The sequence below is a fragment of the Kaistia sp. 32K genome, assembly GCF_016629525.1.
Taxonomy (GTDB): Bacteria; Pseudomonadota; Alphaproteobacteria; order Rhizobiales; family Kaistiaceae; genus Kaistia.
In genome coordinates this window covers 371,254-385,920 of the sequence record NZ_AP024269.1, presented here as the reverse complement: position 1 = coordinate 385,920, position 14,667 = coordinate 371,254, and the positions used below count along the sequence as shown (strand labels likewise).

Here is a 14,667-nt window from a genome sequence, read left to right as displayed (position 1 = left end):
CCCCTCGTCACGGCTTGGAAGCGTCCGTGGCGGCAGCTGGTTTGATGGTGTTGGACTTGACGGAAAGGGCGCGGCCCATGCTGGCCAGCGTCTCCTGGATCACGCGCGGGCGTGACCGGTAGGAGAGTGCGAACAGTGCGATCAGCGCGACCAGGTAGGGCACGGCGAGCACGAGGTAGGACGAGATGCCAAGCGTCTGCAGGCGCAGCGCCAGCGCGTCCGAGAAGCCGAACAGCAGGCAGCCGATCAGGATCTTGAGCGGATCGCCGTTCGAGAAGATCAGGATCGCGACGGCCATGAAGCCACGGCCGGACGACATGTTCTCGGTGAACATCGTCGTGTAGCCGAGCGACAGATGCGCGCCGGCGAGGCCCGCCAGCAGGCCGCAGAGGAGCGACGACACATAGCGGATGCGGACGATCGAGATGCCAAGCGCTTCCGCGGCTTCCGGCTTCTCGCCGACGACGCGGATATAGAGGCCGAGCCGCGAGCGGTTGTAGAAGAGGATCAGGACGGGCACGAGGATAAAGGCGAGATAGACCAGCGGCGTGTAGCCGGAGATCATCTGGCCGAACCAGCCGAGATCCTTGACATTCGGCAGCTTCAACGGCGGCAGGCCGACCAGGCCGTGGCCGAAGATCGAGCCGCGCGTGCCGAAGATCGCCTTCATCAGCGAGATGGTCATGCCACCCGCCAGGATGTTGAGCGCCAGGCCGACGACGACCTCGTTCGCCTTGAAGGTGACGACGAGCAACGCGAAGATCAGCGCCAGCGTCAGCGCGGCGGCGACGCCGCAGAGCACGCCGAGCCAGGGCGAACCGGTGGCGATCGTGCCGATCACGGCGAAGAACGCGCCGACCAGCATCTGGCCTTCGAGGCCGATGTTGAAGATGCCGGCCTTGGTGGTGAAGGAGCCGCCCAGCGCGACGAGCAGGATCGGCGCGGTCGTGCGGATCGTCGCGATGACGAGCGTAACGTTGAGGAGACGTTCTAGAACTTCCATCGACGCTCTCCCGCGGTCGAATCCGATGCCTTGCGGCGAATGGTGATCTGGGCCGAGACGGCGAGAATGATCAGCGCCTGGATGACGGTGATGATTTCGCGCGAGGCGGAGGTGTCGACTTCCAGAAGCAGCGAGCCGCTCCTGAGCGCGCCGAAGAACAGCGCCGTGAAGATGGTGCCGATCGGGTTGCCGTTGGCGAGCAGCGCGGCGATGACGCCGTCGAAGCCGAAGCCGGGTGCGAAGCCTTCCATGAAGCGATGATGCACGCCGAGCGCCTCGACGCCGCCGGCAAGGCCGCCGACCGCGCCGGAAGCGATCAGCACCAGGAAGGTCTGCTTCTTGATGTCGATGCCGCCATATTCGGCGAACTTCGGGTTGGCGCCCATCTCGCTGACGGCATAGCCGCGCGCGGTCCGGGTGAAGAAGAGGTACACGCCAATCGCGAGCACGAGGCCGATGATCAAGCCCCAGTTCAGCCGCGAGAACGAGAACAGCTCCGGCAGGTAGGCGCTCTCCAGGATCGGCGGCGTCTCGGACTGGCCGCCGGGGCGCTTGAAGATGTTGATCGTCAGATAGGACGTGAACAGGATCGCGACATAGTTGGCGAGAATGGTCGAGACCACCTCGTTGGTCTTGTAGCGCGCCCGGAAAAAGGCGGGGATCGCGATCCAGGCCATGCCGGCGAAGATGGCGACGGCCATGGCGAAGAGCAGATGCAGCACCGGCGGCAGGTTGAACGAGAAGCCGACCCAGGTCGCCCAGAAGCCGCCCATGAAGAGCTGGCCTTCGATGCCGATGTTGAACAGGCCGCCGCGGAACGAGATGCAGGCGGCGATGCCGCAGATCAGGATCGGCGTCGTCTGCAGCAGCGTGCCGGCAATGCGCTCGGGGCTGCCGAAGGCGCCGTTCAAGAGGGTGACGAAGACGCGGACCGGGCTCTCGTCGACCGTGAGGATGACAAGCGCGCCCAGTCCGAGCGCGAAGAGAATGGCCAGGCTCTGGCCGAAAAGACTGTCGAAGCGGTCCGACATCAAGCGGCCCCCACGGTTTTGGAACGAGGCTCCGGAACGACGCCGGCCATCAGCATGCCGATCTCTTCCTCGTCGACGCGGTCACCGGGGATTTCGCCCATGATGGTGCCGCCGAACATGACGAGGATGCGATCGGCGAGCGCGATCAGTTCGTCCAGCTGGACCGAGATCAGCAGGATCGCCTTGCCCGCCTCGCGCTGGCGCATGATCTCGCTGTGGATCGATTCCTGCGCGCCGATGTCGACGCCGCGCGTCGGCTGGTCGATCAGCAGGCAATCGGCGCTGCCGGTGAATTCGCGGGCGAGCACGATCTTCTGGATGTTGCCGCCCGACAGGCTCTTCGCCGTCGATTCCGGTCCGCGGGCGCGGATGTCGAAGCGCTTGATCAGCGCCTTCGTCTCCTGCTGCAGATAGTTCTGGTCGATGATGCCGTGGCGCGACCAGGGGCTCTGGTCCTGCCGGCCCATCAGCAGATTGAGCGCGATCGAGGCATTGCGGTCGACGCCGCGCACCAGCCGGTCGCCCGGAACATGGCCGACGCCGGCGGCGCGGATGTCGCGGGCCGAGCGGCCGGTGATGTCCCGACCGGCGAGCCGGAACTTGCCGTGGCTCGACGGCCGAAGGCCGGAAAGCACCTCGGCGAGCTCGGTCTGGCCGTTGCCGGCGACGCCGGCGATGCCGACGATCTCGCCGGCGCGGACGTTGAAGGAAACGCCGCGCAAGGCCTGCAGCTGGCGCTCGTCGCGGCACCACAGGTCCTCGACCTCGAGCACCGTCTTGCCGAGGCTCGGCGAACGCGGCAGACGATCAAAGGAGACCAGGCGCCCGACCATCAGCTGGACGAGATCGGACTTGGTCAGCTCGGCGGTCGGCTTCGAGGCGACGTTCTTGCCGAGGCGCAGCACCGAAACGGTGTCGGAAACCTCCATCACCTCTTCCAGGTGATGCGAGATGAAGATGACGGTCATGCCCTGCGCGACGAACCCGCGGAGCGTCTGGAACAGCTCGCGGCTTTCCTGCGGCGTCAGCACGGCGGTCGGCTCGTCGAGGATGATGGTCCGCGCGCCGCGCACCAGCACCTTGAGGATCTCGATGCGCTGCTCGATGCCGACCGAGAGCAGCCCGACGCGCTCGTTCGGGTCGACCTGCAGGCCGAACTGCTTCGAAAGCTCGGCGGTCTTCTTGATCTGGGCCGCGTGGTCGATCAGGCCGCCCTTGCGGATCTCCATGCCGAGGAAGACGTTCTCCGCCACCGTCAGCGACGGCACCAGCTTGAAGTGCTGGTGGACCATGCCGATGCCGGCGGCGATCGCCGCGGCCGGGTTGGGAAGCGACTTCTTCTCGCCATCGATCCAGATTTCGCCCTCGTCCGGCTGCAACAAGCCGAACAGGACGTTCATCAAGGTGGTCTTGCCGGCTCCGTTCTCACCGATGATCGCGTGGATCTTGCCGCGTTCGACGGCGAGGTTCACGTCTTCATTCGCGACGAAGGCGCCGAACCGCTTGGTGATGGATTTCAGTTCGATGGCAAGTGTCATCAGATTTGTCCCCTGGGAGAGACCCGCGCAAGGATGCGCCGGCCGCGCCCAATCCCGGATACGCGCCTGCGCACAGACCGACTGTCTGCACGCAGGCACGGAACGAGTGTAGACGACCGGCCAGCCCGCCGCGCCCGCCCTAGGGGCAGAGGTGGGTGGCCGGCCGGTTCAAGCCGAAGCTCTCTACTGGGTGGTCGTGGCGACCTTGATCTTGCCCGAAGCGATGTCGGCCTTGAGGCCTTCGAGCTTCTCCTTGACGTCGGCCGGGATCTTGTCCGCGACGTCGGGGCAGAGCAGCAGCTCGACGCCGCCGGACTTCACGTTCGCCGTGTGAACGCTGCCGGGCTCGAGCGTCTTGCCGTCGACGACGTCCTTGACCAGGTCATAGACGGCGACGTTGGCGTTCTTCAGCATCGAGGCCATGACGTGGCCCGGCGCGACGTTGCACTGGTTGACGTCGACGCCGATCGAGTACTTGCCGGCGGCGGCGCTCGCCTGCAGCACGCCCTCGCCCGTGGGGCCGGCGACGTTGTAGACGATGTCCGAACCCTGGCCGTAGAGGGCCATGGTCAGTTCGCTGCCCTTGGCCGGATCGTCGAAGGTGCCGGCGAAGACGGCGTCGAGGCGGACGTCGGGAGCGGCGGTCTTGGCGCCCTGCTCGTAGCCGACGAGGAAGTCGCGGATGACCGGGATGTCGCGGCCGCCGACGAAGCCGACAGCCTTGCCGTCGCCGAGACCGTCGATCTCGCTGCCCTTCTCCGCCATCATCGAGGCCAGAGCGCCTGCCAGGAACGAGCCCTCATTCTGGGCGAAGTTGGCATAGACGATGTGCTTGGAATCGAGCACGCCGTCGATGAAGACGAACTTCGTGTTCGGATAGGCGGCGGCGGTCTTCTGCAGCGCGTCGACCAGCTCCCAGCCCATGACGAAGACGATGTCGTACTCGCCGCCCTTGGCGAGGTTGTTGAACTGCTCCTCGTAGTCGAGGGCGCGGTTGCCGGTGTCGACCAGCTTGACCTTCACGCCGAGATCCTTCTCGGCCTTCTTCAGGCCCTCGACGATGGCAACGCCAAAGCCCTGGGAGAAGTAGCCGGAGATCGCCGCGACGGAGACGTCCTTAGCAAGCGCGGCCTGGCTGGCGAGCGCGATGACGGAAGCGCCACACAGCGCGACGAGACGACGAGACCAACGAGACATGATTGAATCCAACCTCTGGAGCTTGATGAGAAGCTTTCGCTATCGCTGCCCTCTCCGACATTGTCGAGCCGACCAGATCGCGTTCCCTGCACCTGATCGCCAATATCATTGGTGGCCCTATGAGATTGAAGGGAAAGTTCGGCGGCTGTCAATGCGCAAGAGCGCAGGAAAATCGGGAGAAAACTTTGCGGGCTTTGGACATGACAGCCAAATGATTGGAATCGCAAAGGGTCATCCGATTTTGGAGGACCACCAACAATCTCATACAGAACAATGGGCGACGAACCTCTCCGAGGCGGCACGCCCGCGCCGGCGCGATGCGCGCCAAGCTTGCCGTATGGGACCTCAACTATCCACAATATTGAAGTACCCGCTTCGCCGGGGAAGCCCGCGCCCCGCCCTGCGGCCCGGCGGACTCAGTCGGCGCGGAGCTGCGCGATCGCTGTCTGCAGGGGTTTCAGCGACGGCTGGATGATCCCTTCGCTCGGCGACGCCAGTTCCAGAATCATGAAGATCCCCCCCGCCACGGCGACGGAACAGAGGAACAGCGCCGCCAGCGCGGTGGCGTTGCGGGGCGCGAAAAGCCCGAAGCTCGCGAACAGGATCGCGAGCCAGAAGATCAGCAGGATGAGGAAGGGCCCCGGCACGGCGCTACTGTTCTTTTCCAGCAGGATCCAGCGCGCATCCGAAATCGCCTCGACGAACCGCAGCGCCTGGGCCTGGATGATCCGCTCGCGATCATCGACGGGCTTGAGATTGGTGATCTGGTCGCTGACCGTCTCCAGCACTCTCATCGTTTCGAGCCCGAGAGCCTCGCGCCGGTTTCTCGACAGCTCGCCGACCTTCGCCGTCGCATATTCGTGGATCGTCGAACGGATCGCGTCGGCGCCGGGGCCATAGCGCACCAGGGAACGGTCGAGACGGAGAATGTCGACCGCCAGATCGCCGATCGCGTTGGTCCGCGCCATGAAGGAGCTGTTGGCCGTGGAGATGAGCAGGCTGATGACGAGGGCGGAAAGCGTGCCGACGACGGCCATCGAGACGGACACGGCCGTGCGGGTATCGCTGCCGAGGTGCTGCTCGGGTAGCCGCTTGGACATCAACACGCCCAGGAGCACGCCGCCGAAGATGGCGACGAAGGCGAGCACGCCGATCCACACCGAATTGAAATTTGGTCCGAATATCATCCGAAGCCCCTAGCAGGATGACCAGCCTTCAACGCCCCGGCGCGGCGGCCGCGTGGCTGCGCCAGGCCGAGGGCGTCCATCCCGACCAGCGCTTGAACGCCCGCGTGAAGGCCGCGCCGTCGCAGAAATCCAGCGCCGACGAGATCTCCCCCGCCGTCAGCGACGTCAGGGACAGGAGCTGGCGCGCGATCTCGAAACGCACCTCGTCGACCAGGGCGCTGTAGGTGGTGCGCTCCTCGGCGAGCCGGCGGCGCAGGGCGCGCGGATGCAGCTCCAGCCGGCGGGCGGCCGCCTCGATCGAGCAGTTCTCCTTGAGCAACATGGAGCGCAGATAGCCTCGAAGGCTGTCGCTCAGGCTCACCGGCGCCTCCGCCTCCATCTCGGCGATCCGGTGCTCCAGGATCCGCCGCATCACGGGATCCGCGCCCTCGACCGGGCTGCGAAGCCAGTGCGCGGAGAAGACGATGGTGGGCGCCTCCTGATTGAAGCGGAGGTTCGGCCCGAGGTGCTGGCGGAAGGGCCCGAGCTCGCTGGGAACGCGGCGCTGCAGCAGCACCTCCACCGGCTGCCAGCCGGGGCCGCAAAGCGCGCGCAGGAGATTGCAGGCGACGGCCACCGCGCCGTCGGCGATCTGGTCGGCATGCGCCGCAAGCGGCAGCTGGAAGCCGAGCATGGCGACATCGCTGCGGAGACCGAGATGGAGCTCCGCGCCCTGGCCATGATGGCGGAAATGACGGACGAGACTGTCGAGCGCCGCACCAACCGTCGGCGAATGCAGGGTGAGGCAGCCGACGGCGCCGAGCGCGGACGGTCCGCAGGCACGCCCCATCAGCAGGCCGAAATGCTCGCATTGCGTCGCTTCGAGGCAGAGCCCCAGCAGGGCGTCGAGCGCCCTGAGCGGAACCAGCGCGTCGGGATCGTCGAACAGGGGCAGGTCCAGCCCGGCGCCTGCGAGAACGGCCGCCGGATCGAGCCCGCTTTCGCGCAGCAGGCGGGGGATCGCCGTCGCCATGCCAAGCCGCACCAGGATCTGCGGACCGGCGGCCTCTCCCTCGCTCCGACGCCGCGCCGCGCCGGAACGAGCGCCGACGTCGTCGGACGCGGTCGTCCAGGCGCATTCCCCGTTTGGCTCAGAATTCGCCATGGCGCACCGAAATATGGGCTTCCATGCAACGCTAGCATGAAATCCGGCGCGCCTTCATCTGACTTTCCGCTGCGGCACATCTTTTGTCCTCGAAAGACAAGATCATGTCCCCCGCGAACAAGCAGCCATCGCGGTTTCGTGAATCAATTCCCTTCCAGCCCGCGATCTGCTTCGCCCGTTCGGGCCGCCGCGGCGGATCGCAGGCGGGAGCATCAACCGGACAGCATCCTGGACGAGGGGACCATGAACCTGCTCCGCCTTTCTGCCCCGCTCCTGCTGGCGGCGACGATGTCGCCTGCCCTCGCCGCGGACATCACGCCGACGCCCGTCGAGCCCGTGGCGCCCGTACAGGACTGGCGCTTCCAGGCCACCCTCTATGGCTGGGCCGCGGGTGTCTCCGGCGATGTCGGCGTGCGCGGACTGCCGCCACAGGACATCGACGTCACCGCCTGGGACGCGCTCCAGCATCTCAAGGGCGCGGTGATGGGATCCTTCGGGGCGGAATATGGCGACTGGCTGTTCCTGACCGACCTGATGTGGGTCAAGATCGGCGACGACGCGCAGGTCGGCCGCAATGGCGGCTCGCTCGACTTCGTCCAGAAGCAGCTGACCGCCTCGGCCCTCGTCGGCTACCGGCTGCCGCTCGACATCCAGAACCTCGACCTGAGCGCGACGGCCGGCTTTCGCTACCAGCGCCTGAACGTGTCGCTCGATCTCGACGCGGCCGATCCCCGGTTCTCCTTCGACGTCGAGGGAACCAAGCAGTGGATCGACCCGACGATCGGCCTCAGCCTGCATTACGACATCAACGAACGCTGGTTCATCAACGCGCTCGCCGACGTCGGCGGCTTCAGCGTCGGCTCCAACTTCACGTCGCAGGGCTTCGCCACGATCGGCTACAACTGGACCAAGACGATTTCGACCGCGATCGGCTATCGCGTCATCTATACGGACTATGAGAAGGACGGCTTCGTCTTCGACACGACCGAACAGGGCGTCTTCACCAGCGTCGGCTTCCATTTCTAGAACCTTTCATCGGTTCACGGAAACGATGAAGGCTCTAACTACTTGTTTGATCGCGCTTTCTTGACGCGAACCGGTATCCACTTCGCTTGAAAACGCTCTAGCGGAAAGAACTTTCGTTCATCAGGAAAGGGGATGCTCATGTCGTTCGCAACCACCCGGAAGACCCGGATTGCCCTCCGCTCGCCGGGGCTCGCCGCCGGCCTGGCGATGGCCGCCCTGCTCGCGATGGCTCCGGCCGCCATGGCGCAATCCGCCACGAAGATCGGCACGCTGTCCTGCGACGTCTCGTCGGGGATCGGGATGTTCGTGGTCGAGAAGCAGACGATGACCTGCTCGTTCAAACCCATGAAGAGCGATATCACCGGCGCCTACACCGGCAAGATCGAGACCTTCGGCGTCACGCTCGGCGCGGTCGAGAAGGGCCATCTCGTCTGGGGCGTCGTCGCGAAGACCAATGATGCGCCGGCGGTCGGCGCGCTGGCCGGGAAATATGTCGGCGCCAGCGCCGACGCCGCCTTCGGTCCCGGGCTCGGCGCCAATGTGCTGGTCGGCGGATCGAACCAGGCCTTCGCGCTCCAGCCGATCTCCGTCGAGGGCGAGATCGGCGTCAACATCGCGGCCGGCGTTACCGAACTGACCCTGACCGCGGGCCCCTGATCCGGCGCGACCGCTCCCGCTTAGCGGCGAAACTGCAACGTCCGGCCGAAATTTCGGGCGCGACACAACGTTCGACGCGCCGATGGGGACGTCGACGCCGGCCGCGCTTCACCACGTCTTCCGCACCGTGTAACACTGTCGTCAGAAGCGCCGGCTAGCTTGGGGCGTCGTGCTGGTCGGAATTGTGTGCGGGGGGCGTGTGTCGTCAGTGGTCTCTGTCCTTTCACGGACGATGCTCATCCTTGGATTGGCGATCGTGCTGGCGGCCTGCGCCTCGCGGCCGCAAGGCGTGCTGACGCCGGTCAAGGCCGATGCCGCAGCGGCGGACAAGGTCGATCTGCTCGTCGCCACAACCCGCGCCAGGTCGGACGCGCCCGGCGTCTATTTCAATGGCGAGCGCGGCTCCGATCTTTCGCTCAACAACATCGTCGTCTCGATCCCGGAACAGCGCCAGGTCGGCTCGATCCAGTGGCCGAGCCGCGTGCCCGGCGACCCCGCGCGCGATTTCGTCACCACCAAGGTGACGACGATGCAGCCGAGCGAGGCCAAGGACTGGTTCAAGCGCACCTCGGGCAAGAAGCGCCGCGTGCTGATCTTCGTGCACGGCTTCAACACCCAATATGCCGACAGCATCTTCCGCTTCGCCCAGATCGTCCACGACACCGACGCCAATGTGGCGCCGATCCTGTTCTCGTGGCCGTCGCGCGGCAACATCTTCGACTACAATTACGACCGCGAGAGCGCCAATTATTCGCGCAGCGAGCTCGCCACCGTGATCCGCGCCGCCGCCACCAGCCCGGCCGTCTCGGACGTCACCATCATGGCGCATTCGATGGGCGGCTGGCTCGCCGTCGAGGCGCTCCGGCAGATCGCGCTGCAGGACGGCCGCGTCCCGGCCAAGGTGTCGAACCTGATCCTCGCCTCGCCCGACCTCGACATCGACGTGTTCCGCAAGCAGGTCCTCGAGATGGGGCCGAAGCGGCCGCATATCACGCTGTTCGTCTCCACCAGCGACCGGGCGCTGCGGCTGTCCCGGCTGCTCTCGGGCCGCATGACCCGGCTCGGCGCCGTCGACATCACCCGCGAGCCCTATCTCTCGCAGATGGAAACGGCCACCGGCATCACCATCCTCGACCTGACGGCGCTGCAGAACGGCGATCGCCTCAACCACAGCAAGTTCGCCACCAGCCCGGAGGTGGTGCAGCTGATGGGAGACCGGCTGATTCAGGGGCAATCGGTGACGGATTCGAGCCTCGCCGGCACCAATTCGCTCGGCTCGACGACGCTCGGCGCGGGACAGGTGATCGGCTCCGCCGCCGGCGCCGTTCTGACCGCCCCGATCCTGATCTTCGAAAGCGCCGCCCGAAAGTAGACGGCTGGTGGCTTGCCGGCAGGCCCCTCACCTCTCCCTGAGGGGACCTTCGCGCAACACCCATTCATCGCGCAGATCGGATCTTGCCACTCTCCGCCGTCATCCCGGCGGAGGCCGGGATCCAGACACACCGGCCTGTGGCCGATAGGCTGAGCCAGCTTGCTGGACCAAGCTTTCTTGGTCGGTGTTCATGGGCCCCGGCCTCCGCCGGGGCGACGGCGCGCTGCCCTTACAAAGGTTCCCTCAGCGGTGAAAAGGCAGGCCTGACCACCGAGCCAAAGAAAAAGGGCCGCGGAAGACCGCGGCCCTTTTATTCGAGAAGCCAGCCAGCGCGCTCAGGTCGTCGCAGCGGCCGGAGGTGCCGGAGTTGCCGCCACGGGTGCCGCCTCGCCTTCCCTGCCCCGGTAGAAGGTGACGTAGAGGGTGGGCAGGAACACCAGCGTCAGGAGCGTCGCGACCAGCAGGCCGCCCATGATGGCGAAGGCCATCGGGCCCCAGAAGATCGTCGCGGCGATCGGGATCATGCCGAGCACGGTCGAGATCGCCGTCAGCATGATCGGCCGGAAGCGCGACACCGTCGCCTCGACGACGGCGTCCCAGGTCGGCAGGCCGCGTCTCCGCTCCGCCTCGATCTGCTCGATCAGGATCACGGCGTTCTTCGCGATCAGGCCGAGCAGCGAGAGGATGCCGAGAATGGCGACGAAGCCGAGCGGCCGGTTGAACAGGAACAGCGCGCCGACGACGCCGATCAAGCCCATCGGCACAACGCAGAGGACGAGGAACAGCCGGCCGAAGCTCTGCAGCTGCGCCATCAGGAACGACACCATCAGGAACAGCATGATCGGCACGACGGCCATCACCGACTGGAGCGACTGGGCGCTCTCCTCGACGACGCCGCCGACGGCGATGCTGTAGCCGGAGGGCAAGGTCGCCTGCAGCGCGGCTACCTGTTCCGTCAGCTCGTCCACCACCGCCTCCGGCGAACCGCCGGCGCGAACGTCGGACTGCACCGTCAGCGTCGGCACGCGGTCGCGCCGCCAGATCAGCGGATATTCCTGGCCGAAGTCGAAGGTGGCGAACTGGCTGAGCGGCACGGTCCGTCCGTTCGGCAGCGGCACCTGCAACGTCTGCAGATTGGCGAGCGAAACACGCTGCTCGTCGGTCGCCCTGGCGATGACATCCACCAGATAGATGTCGTCGCGCACCTGGGTGACCGTCGTTCCCGTCACCACGGCGTTCAGCGCGGAGGCGAGCGCCTGCGAGCTCAGGCCGAGAAGCCGCGCCTGGTCCTGGTCGATCTTGACGCGCACCATGCGCGCCGGCTCCATCCAGTCGAAGTTGACGCGCTTGGTATCCGGGTTCGCCGAGACGACCTGGGCGAGGCGCATCGCGATGTCGCGCACCTGGTCGACGTTCGGTCCGCTGACGCGATACTGGACCGGCCAGCCGACAGGCGGGCCGAGCTCGAGCGGCGCGACGCGCGAGACGGAATCCGGGAACTGCTCGGCCAGCTTGGTTTCGAGCCGTTCCTCGAGCCGCAATCGCGCATTGACGTCCTTGGCGATCACCACCGCCTGGGCGAAGAACTCGTTCGGCAGTTCGACATTGAGCGGCAGGTAGAAGCGGATCGCGCCGCGACCGATATAGGTGCTCCAGCGCTCGACGTCGGGATCGTCCCGCATGATGGCGTCGAAGCGGGCGGAGACGTCGCCGCTCTGATAGATCGATGCGTTCTGCGGCAGGCGCAGGTCGACCATCAGTTCGGTCCGGTCCGAGGCCGGGAAGAACTGTTGCGGAACATGCGGCAAGAGCAGCAGCGCGCCGATGAAGGCGGCGACCGTCAGGCCGATGGTAACCCAGCGCATCCGCATCGCAGTCAGAAGGATCGTCCGGAACACCCGCACGATGACGCTGACCTTGTTCGGATCCGGCTTCTGCTTCGGCGCCTTCAGCAGCACCGCGCCGATCAGCGGCGAGAAGATCACCGCGCCGAGCCACGACACCACCAGCGCGATGCTGACGACGGCGAAGATCGAGAAGGTGTATTCGCCGGCCGACGAGCGGGCGAAGCCGATCGGCACGAAGCCGGCCGCCGTCACCAGCGTTCCCGTCAGCATGGCGAGCGCCAGCGTCTTGAACGTGTTCGCCGCCGCGTCTTCCTTGGTCTCTCCCGCGGCCAGCCTCGACGTCATCGAATCGACCGTCGTCATCGCATCGTCGACCAGCAGGCTGAGCGCGATGATCAGCGCGCCGAGCGAGATGCGCTGCAAATCGATGCCGACGACGTTCATCACGGCGAACACCATGGCGAGCGAGATCGGGATGGCGAGCGCCACCACGGTGCCGGCGCGGATGCCGAGGCTGACGAAGCTCACCACCGCGATGATGGCGATCGCCTGCCAGAGCGAGGTGGTGAAATCGCCGATCGCCTCGTCGACGACGACGGCCTGGTCGGCCACCAGCGTCGGCTCGATGCCGAGCGGCAGGTCGGCGGTGATCTCCGCCATGGCTTTGCGAACGTTCTCGCCGAGCGCGAGGATGTCGCCGCCCTCGCGCATGGCGATGCCGAGGCCGATCGCCGGCTTGCCGTCGACGCGGAACTGCGGCTGCGGCGGGCTGGAATAGCCGCGATGGATCTCGGCAATGTCGCGCAGGCGGACCAGCCGGCCATTGGTGACGACATTGAGATCGAGCAGGTCCTGCTCGCTGGCGAAGGCGCCGGAAACGCGCAGCGAAATGCGCTCCTCGCCCGTCTCGAGCACGCCGGCCGGGCTGACGATGTTCTGCGCACGCAGCGCGTTCAAGAGCGCCGAGCGGTCGATCCCCATGCCCGCGAGCTGCTTGGTCGAGAACTCGACATAGATCTTCTCGTCCTGCGCGCCGATGATCTCGATCTGCGAGACATCCGGCACCTGCAGGAGGCGCGAGCGCGCCGCCTCGACATAGTCGCGCAGGTCACGATGGGTGAAGCCGTCCGCGGTGAAGCCGTAGATGATGCCGAAGGTGTCGCCGAAGCTATCGTTGAAGAAGGGGCCGAGAACGCCCGTCGGCAGCGTCTGGCGGATGTCGCCGATGCCCTTGCGGACCTCGTACCAGACATCCGGCACCTCGGCCGAGGTCACTTCCTGGCGCAGATTGACGAACAGCGTCGTGCTGCCGGCGCTGGTCGAGGAGCGGACGTCGTCGACCTCCGGGATCTCCTGGATCTTGCGCTCGAGCCGCTCGGTGAGCTGGTTGAGCGTGTCCTCGATCGTCGCGCCCGGCCAGACGGCGTGCACGACCATCGTCTTGATGGTGATCGGCGGATCTTCGTTCCGGCCGAGGTTGATGAAGGAGGCGATGCCCGCCACCATCACCGCGATCATCCAGTAGACGACGAAGGAGCGATGGTTGAGCGACCAAGCGGAGAGGTTGAAGCCGCTCATTGCGTGGCACCGAGCAGACGGACCTTCTGGCCCGGATGAAGCGCCTGGACACCCGCGGTGACGACGATCTCACCCGTATCGAGCCCCTGCGACACGACCACCGTCGCCGGATCGTGCCGGACGATCTCGACATTGCGGAGCGAGACGGTCGAGGCGGCGGGATCGACGATCCAGACGGCCGGGTTCTGCTCGGCGGTGGTCAGCGCGGATGCCGGAATGGCGATCACCGGCACCGTGTCCGTGACCATCGTGCCGGTCACGGTCGAACCCAGACGGAGCGCCTCCGGCGGATTGTCGAGACCGACGCGGACGGGGAAGTTTCGCGTCTGGGCATCGGCCTGCGGCGCGACCTCGCGGACGCGGCCGACCGCGTTCACCGACGGGTCGTCGGTCAGGCGGACGGTGATCAGCGGATCGGTCGGCGCCGTGCGCAGCACCTGCGCCGGCACGTCGAAGACGGCGTCGCGGCCGCCCTCATGGGCGAGCTGGACGATCATCTGGCCGGCCTGCACCACTTCGCCCGGCTCGGCGCCGCGCGCGGTGATCGTGCCGGAAACATCGGCCTTCAGTTCCGTGAAGGCGACGCGGTCATGCGCGATCTCGAGCTGCGCCTCGGCATCGTCGAGCTGCGCCTGCGCGGTGTTCCGTGCCTGCTGCGCCTGGTCGTAATTGGCGCGCGTGGTGAAGCCGTTGCGCAGCAGGTGTTCCTGCCGGTCATAGGCGTTGCGGGTCTGGGTCACCAGGCCCTGCGCGGCGGCGAGCGCCGCCTGGGCGGAACGGAGCGCATTCAGCTCGTTGACGGGATCAAGACGGGCGAGCACCTGGCCGGCCTCGACCCGGTCGCCGACATTGACGGGACGCTCGATCATGCGGCCGCCGATCCGGAACGCCATGCCCGCCTCGTTGCGGGACTGCACCTGGCCGGTCAGGACGACCGTCTCGCCGGCCGCCTCGCGCACGGCGGTCACCGTGCGGACGGGGCGCACTTCGGGAGCGGCCTCCTTGGTTTCCCTCTGGCAGGCCGCCAGGACGGGTGCAACAGCGAGGATGAACGCGACGGAACGCCAAAGACTGCCCGTGCTCTTCC

Annotated in this window: 11 protein-coding genes; 3 read left to right on the top strand and 8 right to left on the bottom strand. The window is 66.5% G+C overall.

Annotation, left to right across the window (positions count from 1 at the left end; translation table 11 throughout):
• Window positions 1–7: 7 nt before the first annotated feature.
• From K32_RS01685 to K32_RS01660, 6 genes are all read right to left on the bottom strand, one after another.
• Window positions 8–1,003: an ABC transporter permease gene (locus K32_RS01685; protein ID WP_201402362.1), complete on the bottom strand. Its 996-nt coding sequence runs from the start codon at window positions 1,001–1,003 to the stop codon at window positions 8–10.
• Entirely contained in the window at window positions 991–2,034 is a 1,044-nt protein-coding gene (locus K32_RS01680) for an ABC transporter permease (RefSeq protein WP_201402361.1), read from the bottom strand. Before K32_RS01680 ends, K32_RS01685 begins: the two co-directional genes overlap by 13 nt.
• Complete coding sequence (locus K32_RS01675) at window positions 2,034–3,572, bottom strand: ABC transporter ATP-binding protein (protein WP_201402360.1); 1,539 nt, start codon at window positions 3,570–3,572, stop codon at window positions 2,034–2,036. The genes K32_RS01680 and K32_RS01675 overlap by 1 nt, the downstream gene beginning before the upstream one ends.
• A gap of 183 nt (window positions 3,573–3,755) precedes the next feature.
• On the bottom strand, window positions 3,756–4,769 hold the full coding sequence (locus K32_RS01670; RefSeq protein ID WP_201402359.1) for a BMP family protein: 1,014 nt from the start codon (window positions 4,767–4,769) through the stop codon (window positions 3,756–3,758).
• Between the two features lie 416 nt (window positions 4,770–5,185).
• Window positions 5,186–5,956 (bottom strand): hypothetical protein, encoded by a 771-nt coding sequence (locus tag K32_RS01665; protein WP_201402358.1) that lies wholly within the window; start codon window positions 5,954–5,956, stop codon window positions 5,186–5,188.
• A gap of 28 nt (window positions 5,957–5,984) precedes the next feature.
• Window positions 5,985–7,100 carry an AraC family transcriptional regulator gene (locus tag K32_RS01660; RefSeq protein ID WP_201402357.1) on the bottom strand — a complete coding sequence of 372 codons (1,116 nt, stop codon included), beginning with the start codon at window positions 7,098–7,100 and terminating at the stop codon, window positions 5,985–5,987.
• 243 nt (window positions 7,101–7,343) lie between these two features.
• Here K32_RS01660 and K32_RS01655 point away from each other — a divergent pair, with 243 nt between their 5' ends.
• The 3 genes from K32_RS01655 to K32_RS01645 all read left to right on the top strand — a co-directional run bounded on the left by K32_RS01655 (window position 7,344) and on the right by K32_RS01645 (window position 10,155).
• A complete protein-coding gene (locus K32_RS01655) occupies window positions 7,344–8,126 on the top strand; it encodes a hypothetical protein (RefSeq protein WP_244669775.1) in 783 nt (260 codons plus the stop codon).
• A 138-nt stretch (window positions 8,127–8,264) separates the two neighbouring features.
• Entirely contained in the window at window positions 8,265–8,783 is a 519-nt protein-coding gene (locus K32_RS01650) for a DUF992 domain-containing protein (protein ID WP_201402356.1), read from the top strand.
• Between the two features lie 232 nt (window positions 8,784–9,015).
• Window positions 9,016–10,155 carry an alpha/beta hydrolase gene (locus tag K32_RS01645; RefSeq protein WP_244669773.1) on the top strand — a complete coding sequence of 380 codons (1,140 nt, stop codon included), beginning with the start codon at window positions 9,016–9,018 and terminating at the stop codon, window positions 10,153–10,155.
• 335 nt (window positions 10,156–10,490) lie between these two features.
• Here K32_RS01645 and K32_RS01640 read toward each other — a convergent pair whose 3' ends face one another.
• Both K32_RS01640 and K32_RS01635 read right to left on the bottom strand, forming a co-directional pair.
• Window positions 10,491–13,580 (bottom strand): efflux RND transporter permease subunit, encoded by a 3,090-nt coding sequence (locus tag K32_RS01640; protein WP_201402355.1) that lies wholly within the window; start codon window positions 13,578–13,580, stop codon window positions 10,491–10,493.
• Window positions 13,577–14,566 carry an efflux RND transporter periplasmic adaptor subunit gene (locus tag K32_RS01635; protein ID WP_371812843.1) on the bottom strand — a complete coding sequence of 330 codons (990 nt, stop codon included), beginning with the start codon at window positions 14,564–14,566 and terminating at the stop codon, window positions 13,577–13,579. The genes K32_RS01640 and K32_RS01635 overlap by 4 nt, the downstream gene beginning before the upstream one ends.
• Between the last annotated feature and the right edge of the window lie 101 nt (window positions 14,567–14,667).

Bases quoted from the DNA above. Each gene is read 5' to 3' on its own strand.
- K32_RS01685 (WP_201402362.1), bottom strand. From the start codon at position 1,003: ATGGAAGTTCTAGAACGTCTCCTCAACGTTACGCTCGTCATCGCGACG.
- K32_RS01680 (WP_201402361.1), bottom strand. From the start codon at position 2,034: ATGTCGGACCGCTTCGACAGTCTTTTCGGCCAGAGCCTGGCCATTCTC.
- K32_RS01675 (WP_201402360.1), bottom strand. From the start codon at position 3,572: ATGACACTTGCCATCGAACTGAAATCCATCACCAAGCGGTTCGGCGCC.
- K32_RS01670 (WP_201402359.1), bottom strand. From the start codon at position 4,769: ATGTCTCGTTGGTCTCGTCGTCTCGTCGCGCTGTGTGGCGCTTCCGTC.
- K32_RS01665 (WP_201402358.1), bottom strand. From the start codon at position 5,956: ATGATATTCGGACCAAATTTCAATTCGGTGTGGATCGGCGTGCTCGCC.
- K32_RS01660 (WP_201402357.1), bottom strand. From the start codon at position 7,100: ATGGCGAATTCTGAGCCAAACGGGGAATGCGCCTGGACGACCGCGTCC.
- K32_RS01655 (WP_244669775.1), top strand. From the start codon at position 7,344: ATGAACCTGCTCCGCCTTTCTGCCCCGCTCCTGCTGGCGGCGACGATG.
- K32_RS01650 (WP_201402356.1), top strand. From the start codon at position 8,265: ATGTCGTTCGCAACCACCCGGAAGACCCGGATTGCCCTCCGCTCGCCG.
- K32_RS01645 (WP_244669773.1), top strand. From the start codon at position 9,016: ATGCTCATCCTTGGATTGGCGATCGTGCTGGCGGCCTGCGCCTCGCGG.
- K32_RS01640 (WP_201402355.1), bottom strand. From the start codon at position 13,580: ATGAGCGGCTTCAACCTCTCCGCTTGGTCGCTCAACCATCGCTCCTTC.